Source organism: Sporofaciens sp. St.21A7 (assembly GCF_059728535.1).
This window is the reverse complement of the sequence record NZ_BAAGFN010000001.1, coordinates 1,623,611-1,637,809: the sequence shown is the minus strand read 5'-3', so window position 1 is coordinate 1,637,809 and position 14,199 is coordinate 1,623,611. Positions and strand designations below refer to the sequence as shown.

Genomic DNA, 14,199 nt, shown 5'->3' with positions numbered 1-14,199 from the left:
CCCCCTCCCTATGACACATAAGTTAGTGGAATCCGCACGGTAAATGTAGTCCCGCCTCCGACCTGGCTATAAACCCGGACAGCCCCCCTGTGCATAACCACCGCGCTCCTAGCAATGGCAAGCCCAAGGCCCGTCCCGCCAATCTCCCTGGAATGGGACTTATCCACACGGTAGAACCGCTCAAAGACATGTTCAATCGAAGATTCTGGAATCCCAATCCCAGAATCCGCCACCTCAATATAACAGTTCTTATGATCTGCGTTCAGAGACACATGTACCCATCCGCCGTCTTTGTTATACTTAATTCCATTTTCCACCAGATTCGTAAGCGCAAGGGATATCTTCACCTCATCGACCTCTGCCGTCACCGGCCGAAAACTTTCCAGCACCAGCTCTATATTGCGCGTCGCCGCTATCGGACGTAGACGCTTTAAGATCTTCTCAATCAGTATATTCATATTTTCCGACTTAATATTCAGCGTATTGGCAGTCTTGTCCATCTTCACCAGTGACAAAAGGTCATTGATAATCTTGTTCTCACGCTCAATCTCCTCTGATAAGTCGCCCATAAACTCCTTATAAAGCTCCGCCGGTACATCCTCCTGAATCAGCAGCGAATCCGCCAGTACCTTCATTGAAGTAAGCGGTGTCTTCAACTCATGTGATACATTAGAAACGAATTCGTTTCTTGAGTCATCTAAAACTTTCATCCTGCCCAACATTTTGTTAAATGAATCCGATATCAGCATGGTTTCTGTGTAGGTCTGTTCATGAAGGTAATCTGCTTCATAACCTTCCGTTACTGCTGCTATGGAATTACTGATTCGCTGGAACGGCCTGACCATTACAAACCCTGCTGAAAAGGCAAGAATTACCGCCATAATTCCAATCGTCAGACAGACGACCAGAATACGTTCGTCCAATCCCTGTACACCGTCAACAATCATATCCGTAGACACACTGACCAGCATCACGCCCACGGACTTCTCCGTTCCTCTGTCAAGAATCGGAGAGGTAACTTCAATATAACGGTTCTTAGCGTCATAATTGCTGGTGCCTTTTCCCTGAAAGCAGCGGATGACATCCTCGGACACAATCGTCTTCCCCTTGTCCATATCATAGGTATCTTCCTGAATGCGGAAATCATGGTCAATCACCATAATCCGACCGCTATAGATGTTCGACATCTGGACCAGCTCTGACCGGAGCACTTCGGATGTTTCGCCAGTCAGGTAATTGGCATCACTCAACTGGTTACAAAGAATTGTACATTGATTCTGAATCTCCGCAGTCCTTCTCGCCACTTCCCGCTTCTCATAACTGCTTAGGACAATCCCTCTTAAAACAAATACAGGGATTCCCCCCGCCAGTATGACCAGAAGAATGATCCGGACACGGAGACTCTTCAAAATATTCCATTTCAGATATTTCTTAACCCCTGAAATAATAACCAACTCCCCATTTTGTATAGACGTATTTCGGATCGCTCGGATTCGTCTCAATCTTCTCTCTCAGCCTTCGGATATGTACATCTACCGTCCTTGCATCGCCGGGGTACTCATATCCCCATACGATATTCAGCAGATTCTCGCGGCTGTACACTTTGTTCGGATTCATGGCGAGCAGCTCGAGCAAGTCGAATTCCTTGGCAGTCAGATTCACCTCCCGTTCTCCGATGACCACCCGCCTGCTCTCACAGTCAATCTTCATACTTCCCTTCACCAGCATCTTGTCATTCACCTGGCTTGACCCTCTCTTGCCGGTACGGCGCATGATTGCCTTGATCCGCGCCTTGACCTCTAAGATATTGAAAGGCTTGGTGATATAGTCGTCCGCCCCGTATTCCAGGCCGAGTATCTTGTCCATATCATCGTTCCTGGCCGTCAGCATTACGATTGGGACGTCGGAAAATTCCCGAATCATCTGGCATACCTCGAATCCGTCGTGCTTGGGCAGCATAATATCCAGAAGAATCATGTCATATGCATTCTCCTTCGCCAGCTTTAACGCCTCTTCCCCGTCGTAGGCACAGTCTACTTCCATCCCGTCCTGCTCCAGGCTGAAACGGATTCCTTTCACGATTAATTTTTCATCATCTACCACCAATACCCGTCTGCTCATCTAATCTCTCCTAATTGACCCTGATCTGATTCCTGACCTTATGAAATACGCCTTCCTTAATCCCTTGGACTTCCATCAGCTCTTCAATCTTCTGAAAGCCCCCATGTTCTTCTCTGTAAGCGATAATGGACGCCGCCTTCGCCTCTCCGATACCGCTCAATGTCATCAGTTGTTCTTTGGATGCCGTGTTCAGATTCACCTTTCCGTCATCTGACGATGAAACCTGCCCCGACGGTTTGCCACCCTCGATTTCCTGCTGCGCTATGTATAAGCTGCCTTGTGCGCCTTGCTGTTCAGCAGATAAACCACCTTGTGTCCCTTGCAGGACATCTGCCCCGCCTTGCTGTGCCTTTCGTACCTCCTCCGTTGACGGTACGTAAATCCTCTGTCCATCCCCGACCTTCGCAGCTTGGTTCAGCCATTCGCCCGCACCGTTTTCAAGAATGCCTCCCGCAGCCTCGATAGCTTCGTAGAGGCGGCTTCCAGCCAAAAGCGGATAAACGCCCGGACATGCAACCTGCCCGCACACATGGACATAGATGATTCCCGAATTTTCGACATCTTCCTCCTGACCGTCCCTCTTCTCTTCCTCTTCTAGTACATCATAAATTAAATAACTAGCCAAATATATATATGAGTGTTATAATCAAATTATTTAATATAGGAAGGAATGTTGATTATGGCACACGCAAATATATTAGATATTGAACAGGAAGATTATGAATATCTCCAATCTCTGTGTAGATGCAGAACAATACAGGCTCAGATTGTTGACCGAGCAAAAATATTGATATACAAAACACAAGGTGAGTCAAATGCCGCAATAGCACAGCGCATAGATGTTAACGTGAATACCGTTAAGTTATGCCTTAAAAAGTTTAAAGAAGGCGGTGTTGATCTTGCTTTATATGATAGACCACGTCCTGGTCATCCAATTGAAATTACAGATGATGCTGTGGCATGGATCGTGGATTTGGCCTGCCAACGTCCAGCTGATCTTGGCTATTCCCAGGAACTTTGGACTCTGAAAAACCTGCATCAGCATATTCAGAAAAATGCACAAGAGGTGGGCTTTCCCCGGCTTGCCACGATCACAAAACCTATGGTTCAAAAGATATTGCGCAAGTCGGAAATCAAACCTTTCAAAATCAAGTATTACTGTGAAAAACGTGACCCTGAATTTGAACAGAAAATGCATGATGTACTTTTGGTATATAAGCAAATATCCTTACAGTTTAATGAAGATGGTAGCATAATCGTCCCAGAAGATGGGATTGTTGTCCATACAGTTTCTTGTGATGAAAAACCCGGAATACAGGCGATTGCAACGACCGGGGATGACCTGCGTCCAACAGCGGATACAGGATGTGTTTACCGTGACGCGGAATATAAGCGTTTAGGGACTCTTTCCTTATTGGCAGGAATTGATCTGCTGACTGGGGAAGCAATTCCACTGGTCAGCGAGAGTCATAAAAGTTCAGATTTTATCAATCTGTTGAAGAAACTGGACAATAAATATCCAGAAGGGGATGTGATACGTATCATATGCGATAACCATTCTGCCCACAAGTCCAAGGAGACAAAAAACTATCTTGCAACGTGTCCGGAGGGACGATTTATCTTTGTATTTACGCCCACGCATGGATCATGGTTAAACATGATAGAAAGTTTCTTTAGCAAGATGACAAAGCAGATGTTAAAAGGAATTCGAGTCAAATCAAAGGAGGAACTCGCTGACCGCATATACCTGTATTTTGAAGAGGTCAACAGGGAGCCAGTTGTATACCATTGGACTTATAAAATGGATGAAATAAGTCAGGATGAAGCCGTTAAAGCTGGCATAAAATCAAATGCTAATTAGGCCAGTTATTAATTATTCAATGTACTAGTGCTTCTTGTGATACTTCATCTGTCAGGCAAACCAATTCTTCGTCCTGGCTCTTTGCCTTTCCCCCACACCCTGTCATCAGGGACGGCAGCGCCGCCGCTAATACCATGGCGGCGATAACCAGCTTCTTTTGCACCCTTCTATGCATATAAACTCCTTTACAGTCTGTCGAAACTGCAAATACCCCGCAATATGCATCTATGCGGCAGGAACACTCCTGCCACACCATGTCTTAATTATTGTACTATTTCCACTGGAAAATTGCAACTCCAATCAGAGCAATTCCCATCCCGATTATCTTCCTCCACTCAAGAGGTTCTTTCTCGACGCCGAACAATCCCAGAAGCTCAATCACATACGCCACAATCAACTGAGCAATTACAATCAGAAGCGCCGCCTTTGCAGGCCCTAACTGCTCCATACTCTTAATGACCGTCAGCGTGATTCCCGCTCCGATGACACCTCCAAGAAGCACGTACTTAGGTTCCACCTTCGCAATCGTCATGACGTTGTCACGCCCTGCAATCAGCCACGCGATGGCACAGGCCGCAAATGCCGTAAGCTGCACCCAGCCATTGCTGACCCACATTCCTGTCGTCTTCGTTACCTGTGTATTAAATACCCCCTGCACACTCATAAGAGCGCCTGACAGGATTGCAATAAAAAAGCCAATCATTGAAAATACCTCCGTCTCCTTTCAGATAACATCCCCGGATTCCCTGTTTTTCCCGGGAACGCCAAAAATACTTCTTTCGGATAGTATGTCCAATGATTGGTCTTTTATGCCCAAAGGCATGCATTACAGCACACTTTTCAATTTCTCAATCATTTCATCAATATGTTCTTTTTCTATAATAAGGGGCGGCAAAAGGCGCAGTACATTGTCTCTTGCGCTGATAACAAGAAGTCCTTTCTCAAGGGCCGCATGGATAATCTCTCCCACAGGTCTTTTCATTTTCATCCCCTGTATCAGCCCAATCCCTCTGCAGTCCAGTATCTCGTCGGTTTCTGCCGCCAGTTTCCCAAGCCTTTCCGTCAGATATGCCCCGGTTTCCCGTACATGGGACACAATCTCTTCCCGCTCAAATATCTCCACCGTCTTCGCCACTGCCGCGCACGCCAATGGATTGCCGCCGTAGGTCGTCCCATGGTCGCCGGGTTCTAAAGAATATTCTGCCACCGCTTCTGTCATGGCAAATGCCCCCACCGGCAGCCCGCTTCCAATCGCCTTTGCCATCGCCATAATATCAGGCTTCGTACCGTAGGACTGCCATGCGAACATCTCCCCGGTCCGCCCCATGCCGCACTGAATCTCGTCGCAGATCATCAGAATCCCTTCCTGGTCACAGAGCTTACGGATTCCTTCCATAAACTCCTGGGTCCCGCGGTTAATACCGCCTTCTCCTTGAAGGGCTTCCAAAATAATCCCACAGGTCTTATCTGTCAACTGTGCCTTTACACTGTCCAAATTGTTAAATTCTGCAAATTTTACGCCTGGAAGCAGCGGCTCAAAAGGCGTCCTGTATGCTTCGCTTCCGGTCACGGACACTGCCCCGATACTCCGACCGTGGAAAGAATGCTCCATGGCAATGAACTCGTACCTTCCCGTCCCCTTCTTCCATGCGTATTTCCGCGCCGCCTTCAGCGCCCCTTCGATTGCCTCGGCGCCGCTGTTGGTAAAAAACACCCGATCCATTCCTGAAATCCGGCGAAGAGCCGTGGCTGCCCTGCCGCAGGCAGTGTTGTAATACAGGTTCGAGGTATGGGTCAGACAGTCAATCTGCGCCTTCAATGCCTGGTTTAATTCCTGATTCCCATATCCCAATCCGCACACGGCGATGCCTGCCGCAAAATCAAGATATTTCTTTCCGTCGGTATCATAGAGATAGACTCCCTCGCCCTTTTCCAGCACGACAGGGAAACGGTTATAAGTATGTACAAGTCCTTTTTTTGTTTCTTCTATATACTGATTCATTTCTTTTCTCCATAATAAAGTTTCTCATCTTATTCGCCGTGATAAAATTTCTCTTCCGTATCGTTTAACATCGCCGTCCCGATCCCTTTATTGGTAAATATCTCAAGAAGCAGGCAATGGGGAATCCGTCCGTCCAGGATATGCACTCTCGACACGCCGTTTTCAATCGCGTCTATGCAGTTCTGTAGTTTCGGCAGCATCCCGCCGCCAATATAACCTTCCTCCATCAATGCCTTTCCTTCCGATACCCGCAGTTCCGATATTAAAGTGGCAGCATCTGACGGATCTTTGTAGACGCCCTCGATGTCCGTCAGGAACGCAAGCTTCTCCGCATGGACTGCCCTTGCAATCGCACACGCCGCATCGTCCGCATTGATATTATATGTACAAAACTCCTCATCCATTCCTACCGGGCATACGATTGGCAGGAAATCTTTCTCTAACAGGTCGAACAGAATATCCGCATTCACATGTTTCACTTCACCTACAAAGCCGATATCCTCTCCGTCTGCGTACTTCTTCTCTACTTTTAACAGCGCGCCGTCCTTACCGCTGATTCCAATCGCCCGAACTCCTAAGCTCTCCACAAGCTGCACCAGCCCTTTGTTGACCTTGCCAAGCACCATCTCGGCAAGCTCCATAGTCGCCTCGTCCGTTACCCGAAGGCCATTCACAAATTCCGGCTCCATGCCCACCTTTCCTACCCATTTACTGATTTCCTTACCGCCTCCGTGGACGATAATCGGCTTGAAACCTACCAGCTTTAAGAGTGTCACGTCCTGAATGACTTGCTCCTTTAACTGCTCGTCCACCATTGCGCTGCCACCATATTTTACCACAATTATTTTCCGGTTAAACCGCTGGATATAAGGCAAAGCTTCGATTAAAACTTCCGCCTTATCCAGATATTTCTGCATTGATTGATTCATGATTCCCATAACTCCTGTCTTCTGGCTGATGTATTCATCTAACTCCTATAATCCGCATTAATCTCAATATAACCATGTGTCAGGTCACACCCCCATGCCGTCGCCTCGCAGTCTCCCATCTTAACATCCGCGATTGCCGTCACCTCAGGTTCTGACAGTATCTTCGTCGCCTCTTCTTCGCTATAATCCACCGCAGTTCCATTCTCAATAATCTGAATCCTGCCCGCACTGCTCTCAAAAAACAAGTCTACCTTCTCAGGGTCGAACTGTGCTCCGGAATATCCCATTGCACACAGGATTCTTCCCCAGTTCGCATCATGACCTGCAATCGCCGTCTTGGTTAGGTTGGAGCAGACGATGGACTTCGCCAGCGTCTTTGCCTGCCCGACGTTTTCGCATCCCACTGCCTTTACCTCGAACAACGCCGTCGCTCCCTCGCCGTCGCCGGCGATCTTCTTCGCGAGATATTCATTGATTACATGCAAGGCTTCCCGGAACTTCTGATAATCCTCGGTCCCATCCACGATTTCCGCATTCTCCGCCATACCGTTTGCAAGCAGAAGCACCGTATCGTTGGTGGAAGTGTCACCGTCCACGGAAATCATATTATAAGTGTCTTCGATATCCTCGCTCAATGCCTTCTGCAGCGTATCTTTCGCAATCACGGCGTCTGTCGTGATAAATGCAAGCATGGTACACATATTAGGGTGAATCATGCCGGAACCTTTCGCCATACCGCCGATGGTCACGGTCTGTCCTCCCACCTGGATTGCCACGGCAAGCTCCTTCTCACAGGTATCCGTGGTCATGATTGCTTTCGCCGCCGCAGTGCCATTTTCCAGAGTTCCATTCTTCTTCTCTGCCAATGCCATGATTCCGGCAGCCACCTTGTCCATCGGAAGCTGTTTCCCAATCACGCCCGTTGAACCAATCAGGACGCCGTTCTCGGAAATATTCAGGGCATCTGCCGCTGCTTTGGCTGTTTCCCTGCAATATCCATACCCTTCCTCTCCTGTGCAGGCATTGGCAATCCCGGAATTCACGATAACAGCCTGTACATCCCCCTTGCCTTTCACCACTTGCTGGTCCCAGCGTACGGGGGCGGCTTTTACCACATTTTTCGTAAATGTCCCTGCCGCGATACACGGAACCTGACTGTAAATCATCGCCATATCCGTCCTGTCCGTATACTTAATTCCTGCTGCCGCCGCTGCCGCCTCAAATCCTTTCGCTGCGGTCACTCCGCCCTTTAACTTCTCCATCTTCAAATCCTCCTCTGCTTTGCGCCTGTCTGTAATCCAAACCGCCTTTTCTTATTGCTGGTTAAATGCCGTAATATTCTTCTCATTTAGTACAAAATCATAATAATTCAAATCCAGCCTTCTCGTCCACCCAATCGTATTCCAGAATGCATTGCCAATATCATTTCTGGTAAATGCAATCAGGCACACCTTGTTAATCTGCTCTTTTTTAAGTTCCTCCATGGCGCGCACGACCATCGCCTTGCCAATGCCCCGCCGGCGGTAATCCTCATCCACGCATACATGGTACAGACAGCCCCGCCGCCCGTCGTGGCCGCACAGGATACTTCCGACTACCTTCCCGTCTTCCACTGCAACTACGCTGGTAGCCGGATTCCTTTTTAAGAAACGCTCAATCCCTTCCCGGGAATCATCCACGCTCCGAAGCCCGAACCCCCGGATTTTCGTCCACAGGGCATATACCCCGTCATAATCTTCCATTGTCATTGTCCGGATCATAATCCACCTCTATTTTTGTAAATTCAAATACTAAGGGAACATAGGGACAAGTTCCAGCCCTTCCGCCTCAGGCAGGCCGAACATCAAGTTCATATTCTGCACCGCCTGGCCCGCCGCGCCCTTCACAAGATTGTCAATGGCGCCCATCATGATAATCCGGTTCGTCCTCGGGTCAATCTTGAAATTGATATCCACATAGTTGCTGCCCTCGACCCATTTCGTCTCCGGGCAGAAGCCCTCGCCAAGGATGCGGATGAAATGTTCATTTCCATAATATTTCTCATAAACTGCCCTCACATCTTCATATGTAACTTCTCTTTTCAGAGAGGCATACTCTGTCACCAGAATCCCCCGGTTCATAGGGACAAGATGGGGTGTGAAATTCAATACGACTTGCTCCTGTGCCGCATATCCTAACTGCTCTTCAATCTCCGGCGTATGTCTGTGGGTGGCGACTCCGTAAGCTTTGATATTCTCATTGACCTCACAGTAGAGGTTTGCCACCTTGGCACCTCTGCCCGCGCCGGAAGTCCCGGATTTGGCGTCTATGATTAAGGTCTTCATGTCAATGATTCCCTCCTTCGCCAGCGGATACGCCGTCAAGATGGAGCAAGTGGTGTAACAGCCCGGGTTCGCCACCAGCCTCGCTTTGCAAATCTCATCCCGATTCACCTCGCAAAGACCGTAGACCGCTTCCTCTATGTATTGAGGGCTTTTATGCTCAATCCCATACCATTCTTCATATACTTTTACGTCTTTGATACGGTAGTCGGCGCTCAGGTCGATGACCTTTGCCTGTGAAAGGATTTCCTCCTTCATCATCGACGCACAGAATCCCTGGGGAGTGGCTGTAAAAATAACGTCCGCCTGTCCTGCCAGTTCTTCCATATTATCATCCAGACATCTCTCATCCACGATCCGGAACATGTTCTGGTAAACATCTGCATACTTCTTGTCAATATAACTTCTGGAACCATACCAGATTATTTCAGCATCCTTATGCCCTGACAGAAGGCGTACCAGTTCGCCTCCGGCATATCCTGTGGCTCCGATAATACCTGCTTTTATCATCTATTCAACATCCTTTCCCCTTCTGCGGCCGTATTTTATTGACTTCAATCAATATAAACCAAATCTTTGTGCTTGTCCAGTGGGACATTGCATAAAAAACTCAAAAATAAGGCTTGCATAATTATACATCTAATTTGTATGTTATGCAAGCCTTATTTTCATTTACATTTTAAAATGCAGTCCGCCCCACGGGTAAGAATCTACGAACATTTCCCTTTTCCACATCTAACGGGACATCCTGATAACGGTAGATACTGAGCAAAATTCCAATCAACGTATTTGTCACAAGGACACCGGTTCCGCCGGAAGTAAGGAAGGGGCAATAAACCGTCCCGGAAGGAATCACTCCCGTATTCACTAACACATAAAACATGATCTGCACAATGAGTACGGCAGTACACCCAAAACCAATAATATTTCCAAGATGGTTCTTCTGTCCCACCGACATTCCCATAAAGTAGACGAACACACCCACCAAGAGGCCAATCGCAAGAATCGCCGCCAAAATTCCATAGCACGCTATGATATATAGCAAACTGTAATCCATACCCGACATCAATCCATCCACGGCTTTGACGGCGCTTACGCCTTCCCCGCCGCCAATCCATCGGCTGCCGTCCAGAATCCCGCGGAGCATCCGGATCTGATATCCGGCCTCCCCACTTCCCGGGTGCAGCAAATTCCTGACACGCGTATACTGATAAGCAGGCCCGGACAGGAAAAGTTTAAGATAGCCGATGCCGGCCAACAGCATTGTCCCTCCCCAGGCCGACGCCAGCATCTTTCCCTTTGACCCTTGAAACCATCCTCTAATCATTGCAAAGGACAAAATAAGTAAAAATGTCAGGTACAGCATCATCGCCGTCACAACGCTCGGAATCCTCAGGGTAATGCACAGGGCGGGCAGCATCCAAAGGAAACATTTCCCTACCGCAAGATAGCCCTGCCCGTGATAATGATACACGATTGCCGCATACAACGGAACAAAAAGGAAACATAATAACTGGATGTTCAGGGAAGCTGAAAGAAACGGCAGATTCAACCACTGTAACGCCCCGTTCACCTGCTGCCCGAACAGATACATTCCCCCGAACAGCACAACAAAGACTGCGGCGGTAATCTCCCTTGCCCATCGCCCGATCCGGCTGTAATCTGCATAGCAGACTCCCACCATGACCGCCATGCCGACGAGCATCCATTTTCCATATCCTCCCGTGATAAAATCTTCTTCCGAAAAATTGCTTTGCAGGAGACTCAGAAGCGCATAGCCCGCAGCATAGAGAATACCAATCAGCGCAATCCACCCCCATGCCACGCGCGGCCTGTGTACCAGATCCAGCGCCGCTCCCGCTTCCACCGGGTCGCCCATCTCCTTCACCGCCTCATTTTCCGCCTCTTCTCTGGTAAGGCCTTCACCGAGGAAATAATTCTCCTGCTCCTCGATATGGCTTCGGATCTCCTGAGCCACCTGCGCTCTCGCCTGCTTACAGCGAATCTGCTCCGTCAGTATCTTTACATATTCTTCTTTCTTCCCCTGGCTCATATTGCACCTCCCATACTTAATACGTCTACGACTGCCTGTGAGTAGGCATACCATTCTTCTTTCTTTTCTGCAAGAGCCTTGCGTCCTTCTTTTGTGATACTGTAATACTTGCGTATCTTACCGGCTTCTTTTCTGCCGCGCTCATAGGATTTCAACAATCCTTTTAACTCCATCCCGTGCAGCAATGGATACAATGTCCCTGCCTTGAGTTCAAATACATTTCTAGATTTCCTGCGCAGCCCTTCAATCATTTCATAGCCATACATATCTTTTTCCTCCAACAGCCTCAGAATCAGCATAGAGGTGCTGCCGGAAACCAGACTCTTATCAACTGCCATCTCGCATCGCTCCTTCCAAAAATATATTGCCCATCTATATATCGGCTATCTACATTATATATAGATTATCTACACATGTCAATTCATTTTTTGTATAATTTATTCAACCTCCCCATATAAATCGTATAATGTATGTATTTTTTGTGCATAAAATGTATATTTAATGTTTTTTTAATTTTATTCTTGCATATTTATAAAAAATACGGTATAGTATTCCTTGCAGTTAAGAACGACCTATTTTTACATACACAAGACAGAATCAGGAGGATAATCTTATGAAAGAAAAAGTTGTATTGGCATATTCCGGCGGATTGGATACTACGGCAATCATCCCGTGGCTGAAAGAGAATTTTGACTACGAGGTCATCTGCTGCTGCGTTGACTGCGGCCAGGGCGAAGAACTGGAGGGCCTTAACGAGCGGGCAAAACTGTCCGGGGCTTCCAAGTTATATATTGAAGACATCGTAGATGATTTCTGTGACAATTATATCGTTCCTTGTGTACAGGCGCATGCTGTTTACGAAAACAAATACCTGCTCGGAACTTCTATGGCACGTCCCGCCATTGCTAAGAAGCTGGTGGAAATCGCAAGGAAAGAAGGGGCGTCTGCTATCTGCCACGGCGCGACCGGAAAGGGCAACGACCAGATTCGTTTCGAGCTTGGCATCAAGGCGCTGGCGCCAGACCTGAAAATCATCGCCCCATGGCGGATGACGGATGTATGGACGATGAACTCCCGTGAAGAGGAGATCGAGTATTGTAAACAACACGGAATTAACCTTCCATTCGACGCAAGCCATAGCTACAGCCGCGACCGCAATTTATGGCATATCAGCCATGAGGGGCTGGAACTGGAAGACCCGTCGCTGGAGCCAAATTATGAGAATCTGCTGGTACTTGGGGTAACGCCGGAGAAAGCGCCGGATGAAGGCGAATATGTTACCATGACCTTTAAGAAGGGTGTTCCAAAGAGCATTAACGGCGAAGAGATGAAAGTATCCGACATTATCCGTAAATTGAATGAGCTGGGCGGGAAACACGGGATTGGCATCTGTGATATCGTAGAGAACCGTGTGGTAGGCATGAAGTCCCGGGGCGTATACGAGACTCCCGGCGGAACCATTCTTTATGAGGCGCACCAACAGTTGGAAGAACTGGTACTCGACCGGGCGACTTATGAGGTGAAAGAAGAGATGGGCAATAAACTGTCCCAGATTGTATATGAAGGGAAATGGTTCACCCCGCTTCGCGAGGCTGTACAGGCTTTTGTTGAGTCTACTCAAGAGTATGTGACCGGAGAGGTGAAGTTCAAGTTGTATAAAGGGAATATTATCAAAGCCGGAACGACTTCCCCCTATTCTCTGTACAGTGAGTCCCTTGCAAGCTTTACCACAGGTGATTTGTATGATCACCATGATGCGGATGGATTCATCAATCTGTTCGGACTGCCGCTCAAGGTCCGTGCCATGAAGATGCAGGAAGTGGAAAAAAGCCAGAAATAAGGATTGCAGACAGAAAATAGAATTGCCGGGAAATGTTGTGTATACAGCTCATTTCCCGGCAAGCTTTCCTATAGCTATCACAGAACTTCCCGCATCACCCGCTCTGCATTTTGCCCCCAAATTCCATCCAACTGCCTCTCCGGCACCCCGGCTTTTTTCAGTGAGTCCCATAACCGCTCCATCTTGGAGACATCCGGAATCTCCAGGCTTCCATCTGGATCAAACCCGTCAAAATCTGTCCCGATTGCAGGGAATCCGCTCCCGCCGACCCGTATCATATGCAAAATATGCGCAGTCATTGCCTCGACCTTGGAATCCTCCCGGGCCGTGTCAGCTTCCTCTATCTTCCCCGTGCCAAGGAATGCACCGTAAAAATTCAGCCCAGCGACGCCTCCGGTTTCTGCAAGGCTTCTTATCATCTCGTCCGTCAGGTTCCTTGGATGGTTACAGAGCATCCGGCAATTGGAATGGGACGCAACCACCGGCTTTTCGGAATATTTAAGGACATCCCAGAATGTCCCATCCGAAGCGTGGGAAACATCCACAATCATCCCCAGTTCTTCCATTCTCCTGACCACCTGTATTCCAAAAGGCTTTAATCCCTTGCCCATCAAAACGCCGTCCCTGCTGTTAGGATGCCCGATACAGTTCTCATAATTCCACATCAGCGTCATAAGACGTATCCCCTGGCCATACAGCCGATCAAGCCTCCCGATTTCTCCATTCAGGACTCCGCCCTCCTCCACGGTAAGGAATGCCGACACCTTCCCTTCTCTCTCATTTTCCTGCATATCCGAATAAGATTTGGCTAACTTGATTTGTTCCGGATAACATTTCGCCTGTTCCGTCAGGTATGCAATCATCTCCTGCACACGTCCGTAACATCCCTCATAGCCTCCCGCATCTTCAAAATCTCTCAGGCAGGTAAAACAGGCAAAAAACTGTGCCTTCGTTCCCGCTTCTTCCATATACGGGATGCTGACGCTGCAATGGTTCTCCATCAGATTCCCCTTCTTATCCATATCCATCAACTTCCACAACGTATCGCAATGCATATCAATCAAGTTCATAA

General features: G+C 48.1%; 15 protein-coding genes. 2 read left to right on the top strand and 13 right to left on the bottom strand.

Annotation, left to right across the window (positions count from 1 at the left end):
* Positions 1 to 8: 8 nt before the first annotated feature.
* The 3 genes from AC6I3O_RS08175 to AC6I3O_RS08165 are packed head-to-tail and all read right to left on the bottom strand — an operon-like array spanning position 9 to position 2,746.
* The gene (locus AC6I3O_RS08175; RefSeq protein WP_497850452.1) at positions 9 to 1,502 is read right to left on the bottom strand and encodes a sensor histidine kinase; all 1,494 of its coding nucleotides are present in this window, start codon (positions 1,500 to 1,502) and stop codon (positions 9 to 11) included.
* Positions 1,432 to 2,121 (bottom strand): response regulator transcription factor, encoded by a 690-nt coding sequence (locus AC6I3O_RS08170; protein ID WP_497850451.1) that lies wholly within the window; start codon positions 2,119 to 2,121, stop codon positions 1,432 to 1,434. The genes AC6I3O_RS08175 and AC6I3O_RS08170 overlap by 71 nt, the downstream gene beginning before the upstream one ends.
* Positions 2,122 to 2,131: 10 nt before the next feature.
* Entirely contained in the window at positions 2,132 to 2,746 is a 615-nt protein-coding gene (locus AC6I3O_RS08165; protein ID WP_497850450.1) for a ComEA family DNA-binding protein, read from the bottom strand.
* Positions 2,747 to 2,800: 54 nt separating this feature from the next.
* On the opposite strand from AC6I3O_RS08165, the gene AC6I3O_RS08160 reads away from it, so the two are divergent.
* Complete coding sequence (locus AC6I3O_RS08160; RefSeq protein ID WP_304523360.1) at positions 2,801 to 3,982, top strand: IS630 family transposase; 1,182 nt, start codon at positions 2,801 to 2,803, stop codon at positions 3,980 to 3,982.
* A 16-nt stretch (positions 3,983 to 3,998) separates the two neighbouring features.
* Here the strand turns inward: AC6I3O_RS08160 and AC6I3O_RS08155 are convergent, their stop codons facing one another.
* From AC6I3O_RS08155 to AC6I3O_RS08115, 9 genes are all read right to left on the bottom strand, one after another.
* Positions 3,999 to 4,157: a hypothetical protein gene (locus tag AC6I3O_RS08155; protein ID WP_497850449.1), complete on the bottom strand. Its 159-nt coding sequence runs from the start codon at positions 4,155 to 4,157 to the stop codon at positions 3,999 to 4,001.
* Positions 4,158 to 4,253: 96 nt separating this feature from the next.
* Entirely contained in the window at positions 4,254 to 4,685 is a 432-nt protein-coding gene (locus AC6I3O_RS08150; RefSeq protein WP_497850447.1) for a DMT family transporter, read from the bottom strand.
* A gap of 123 nt (positions 4,686 to 4,808) precedes the next feature.
* Positions 4,809 to 5,984 (bottom strand): aspartate aminotransferase family protein, encoded by a 1,176-nt coding sequence (locus AC6I3O_RS08145; protein ID WP_497850446.1) that lies wholly within the window; start codon positions 5,982 to 5,984, stop codon positions 4,809 to 4,811.
* Positions 5,985 to 6,013: 29 nt separating this feature from the next.
* Entirely contained in the window at positions 6,014 to 6,913 is a 900-nt protein-coding gene (argB, locus tag AC6I3O_RS08140; protein ID WP_497850445.1) for an acetylglutamate kinase, read from the bottom strand.
* Positions 6,914 to 6,951: 38 nt separating this feature from the next.
* Positions 6,952 to 8,175 carry a bifunctional glutamate N-acetyltransferase/amino-acid acetyltransferase ArgJ gene (argJ, locus tag AC6I3O_RS08135; RefSeq protein WP_497850443.1) on the bottom strand — a complete coding sequence of 408 codons (1,224 nt, stop codon included), beginning with the start codon at positions 8,173 to 8,175 and terminating at the stop codon, positions 6,952 to 6,954.
* Positions 8,176 to 8,226: 51 nt separating this feature from the next.
* On the bottom strand, positions 8,227 to 8,673 hold the full coding sequence (locus AC6I3O_RS08130) for a GNAT family N-acetyltransferase (RefSeq protein WP_497850442.1): 447 nt from the start codon (positions 8,671 to 8,673) through the stop codon (positions 8,227 to 8,229).
* Between the two features lie 30 nt (positions 8,674 to 8,703).
* Positions 8,704 to 9,744, bottom strand: coding sequence for an N-acetyl-gamma-glutamyl-phosphate reductase (gene argC, locus AC6I3O_RS08125; RefSeq protein ID WP_497850441.1), 1,041 nt, complete (start codon positions 9,742 to 9,744; stop codon positions 8,704 to 8,706).
* 169 nt (positions 9,745 to 9,913) lie between these two features.
* Positions 9,914 to 11,287 carry an FtsW/RodA/SpoVE family cell cycle protein gene (locus AC6I3O_RS08120; RefSeq protein WP_497850440.1) on the bottom strand — a complete coding sequence of 458 codons (1,374 nt, stop codon included), beginning with the start codon at positions 11,285 to 11,287 and terminating at the stop codon, positions 9,914 to 9,916.
* Complete coding sequence (locus AC6I3O_RS08115; RefSeq protein WP_497850439.1) at positions 11,284 to 11,625, bottom strand: PadR family transcriptional regulator; 342 nt, start codon at positions 11,623 to 11,625, stop codon at positions 11,284 to 11,286. The genes AC6I3O_RS08120 and AC6I3O_RS08115 overlap by 4 nt, the downstream gene beginning before the upstream one ends.
* A gap of 275 nt (positions 11,626 to 11,900) precedes the next feature.
* On the opposite strand from AC6I3O_RS08115, the gene AC6I3O_RS08110 reads away from it, so the two are divergent.
* Positions 11,901 to 13,127, top strand: coding sequence for an argininosuccinate synthase (locus AC6I3O_RS08110; RefSeq protein WP_497850438.1), 1,227 nt, complete (start codon positions 11,901 to 11,903; stop codon positions 13,125 to 13,127).
* A 77-nt stretch (positions 13,128 to 13,204) separates the two neighbouring features.
* Here the strand turns inward: AC6I3O_RS08110 and AC6I3O_RS08105 are convergent, their stop codons facing one another.
* Positions 13,205 to 14,197, bottom strand: a complete 993-nt coding sequence (locus AC6I3O_RS08105) for a dipeptidase (protein WP_497850437.1) — start codon at positions 14,195 to 14,197, stop codon at positions 13,205 to 13,207.
* Positions 14,198 to 14,199: the final 2 nt, after the last annotated feature.

Excerpts from the sequence above, each read along its gene's own strand:
- AC6I3O_RS08170 (WP_497850451.1), bottom strand. The coding sequence starts at position 2,121 with ATGAGCAGACGGGTATTGGTGGTAGATGATGAAAAATTAATCGTGAAA.
- AC6I3O_RS08160 (WP_304523360.1), top strand. The coding sequence starts at position 2,801 with ATGGCACACGCAAATATATTAGATATTGAACAGGAAGATTATGAATAT.
- AC6I3O_RS08155 (WP_497850449.1), bottom strand. The coding sequence starts at position 4,157 with ATGCATAGAAGGGTGCAAAAGAAGCTGGTTATCGCCGCCATGGTATTA.
- AC6I3O_RS08150 (WP_497850447.1), bottom strand. The coding sequence starts at position 4,685 with ATGATTGGCTTTTTTATTGCAATCCTGTCAGGCGCTCTTATGAGTGTG.
- AC6I3O_RS08145 (WP_497850446.1), bottom strand. The coding sequence starts at position 5,984 with ATGAATCAGTATATAGAAGAAACAAAAAAAGGACTTGTACATACTTAT.
- argB (WP_497850445.1), bottom strand. The coding sequence starts at position 6,913 with ATGAATCAATCAATGCAGAAATATCTGGATAAGGCGGAAGTTTTAATC.
- argJ (WP_497850443.1), bottom strand. The coding sequence starts at position 8,175 with ATGGAGAAGTTAAAGGGCGGAGTGACCGCAGCGAAAGGATTTGAGGCG.
- AC6I3O_RS08130 (WP_497850442.1), bottom strand. The coding sequence starts at position 8,673 with ATGATCCGGACAATGACAATGGAAGATTATGACGGGGTATATGCCCTG.
- argC (WP_497850441.1), bottom strand. The coding sequence starts at position 9,744 with ATGATAAAAGCAGGTATTATCGGAGCCACAGGATATGCCGGAGGCGAA.
- AC6I3O_RS08120 (WP_497850440.1), bottom strand. The coding sequence starts at position 11,287 with ATGAGCCAGGGGAAGAAAGAAGAATATGTAAAGATACTGACGGAGCAG.
- AC6I3O_RS08115 (WP_497850439.1), bottom strand. The coding sequence starts at position 11,625 with ATGGCAGTTGATAAGAGTCTGGTTTCCGGCAGCACCTCTATGCTGATT.
- AC6I3O_RS08110 (WP_497850438.1), top strand. The coding sequence starts at position 11,901 with ATGAAAGAAAAAGTTGTATTGGCATATTCCGGCGGATTGGATACTACG.
- AC6I3O_RS08105 (WP_497850437.1), bottom strand. The coding sequence starts at position 14,197 with ATGAACTTGATTGATATGCATTGCGATACGTTGTGGAAGTTGATGGAT.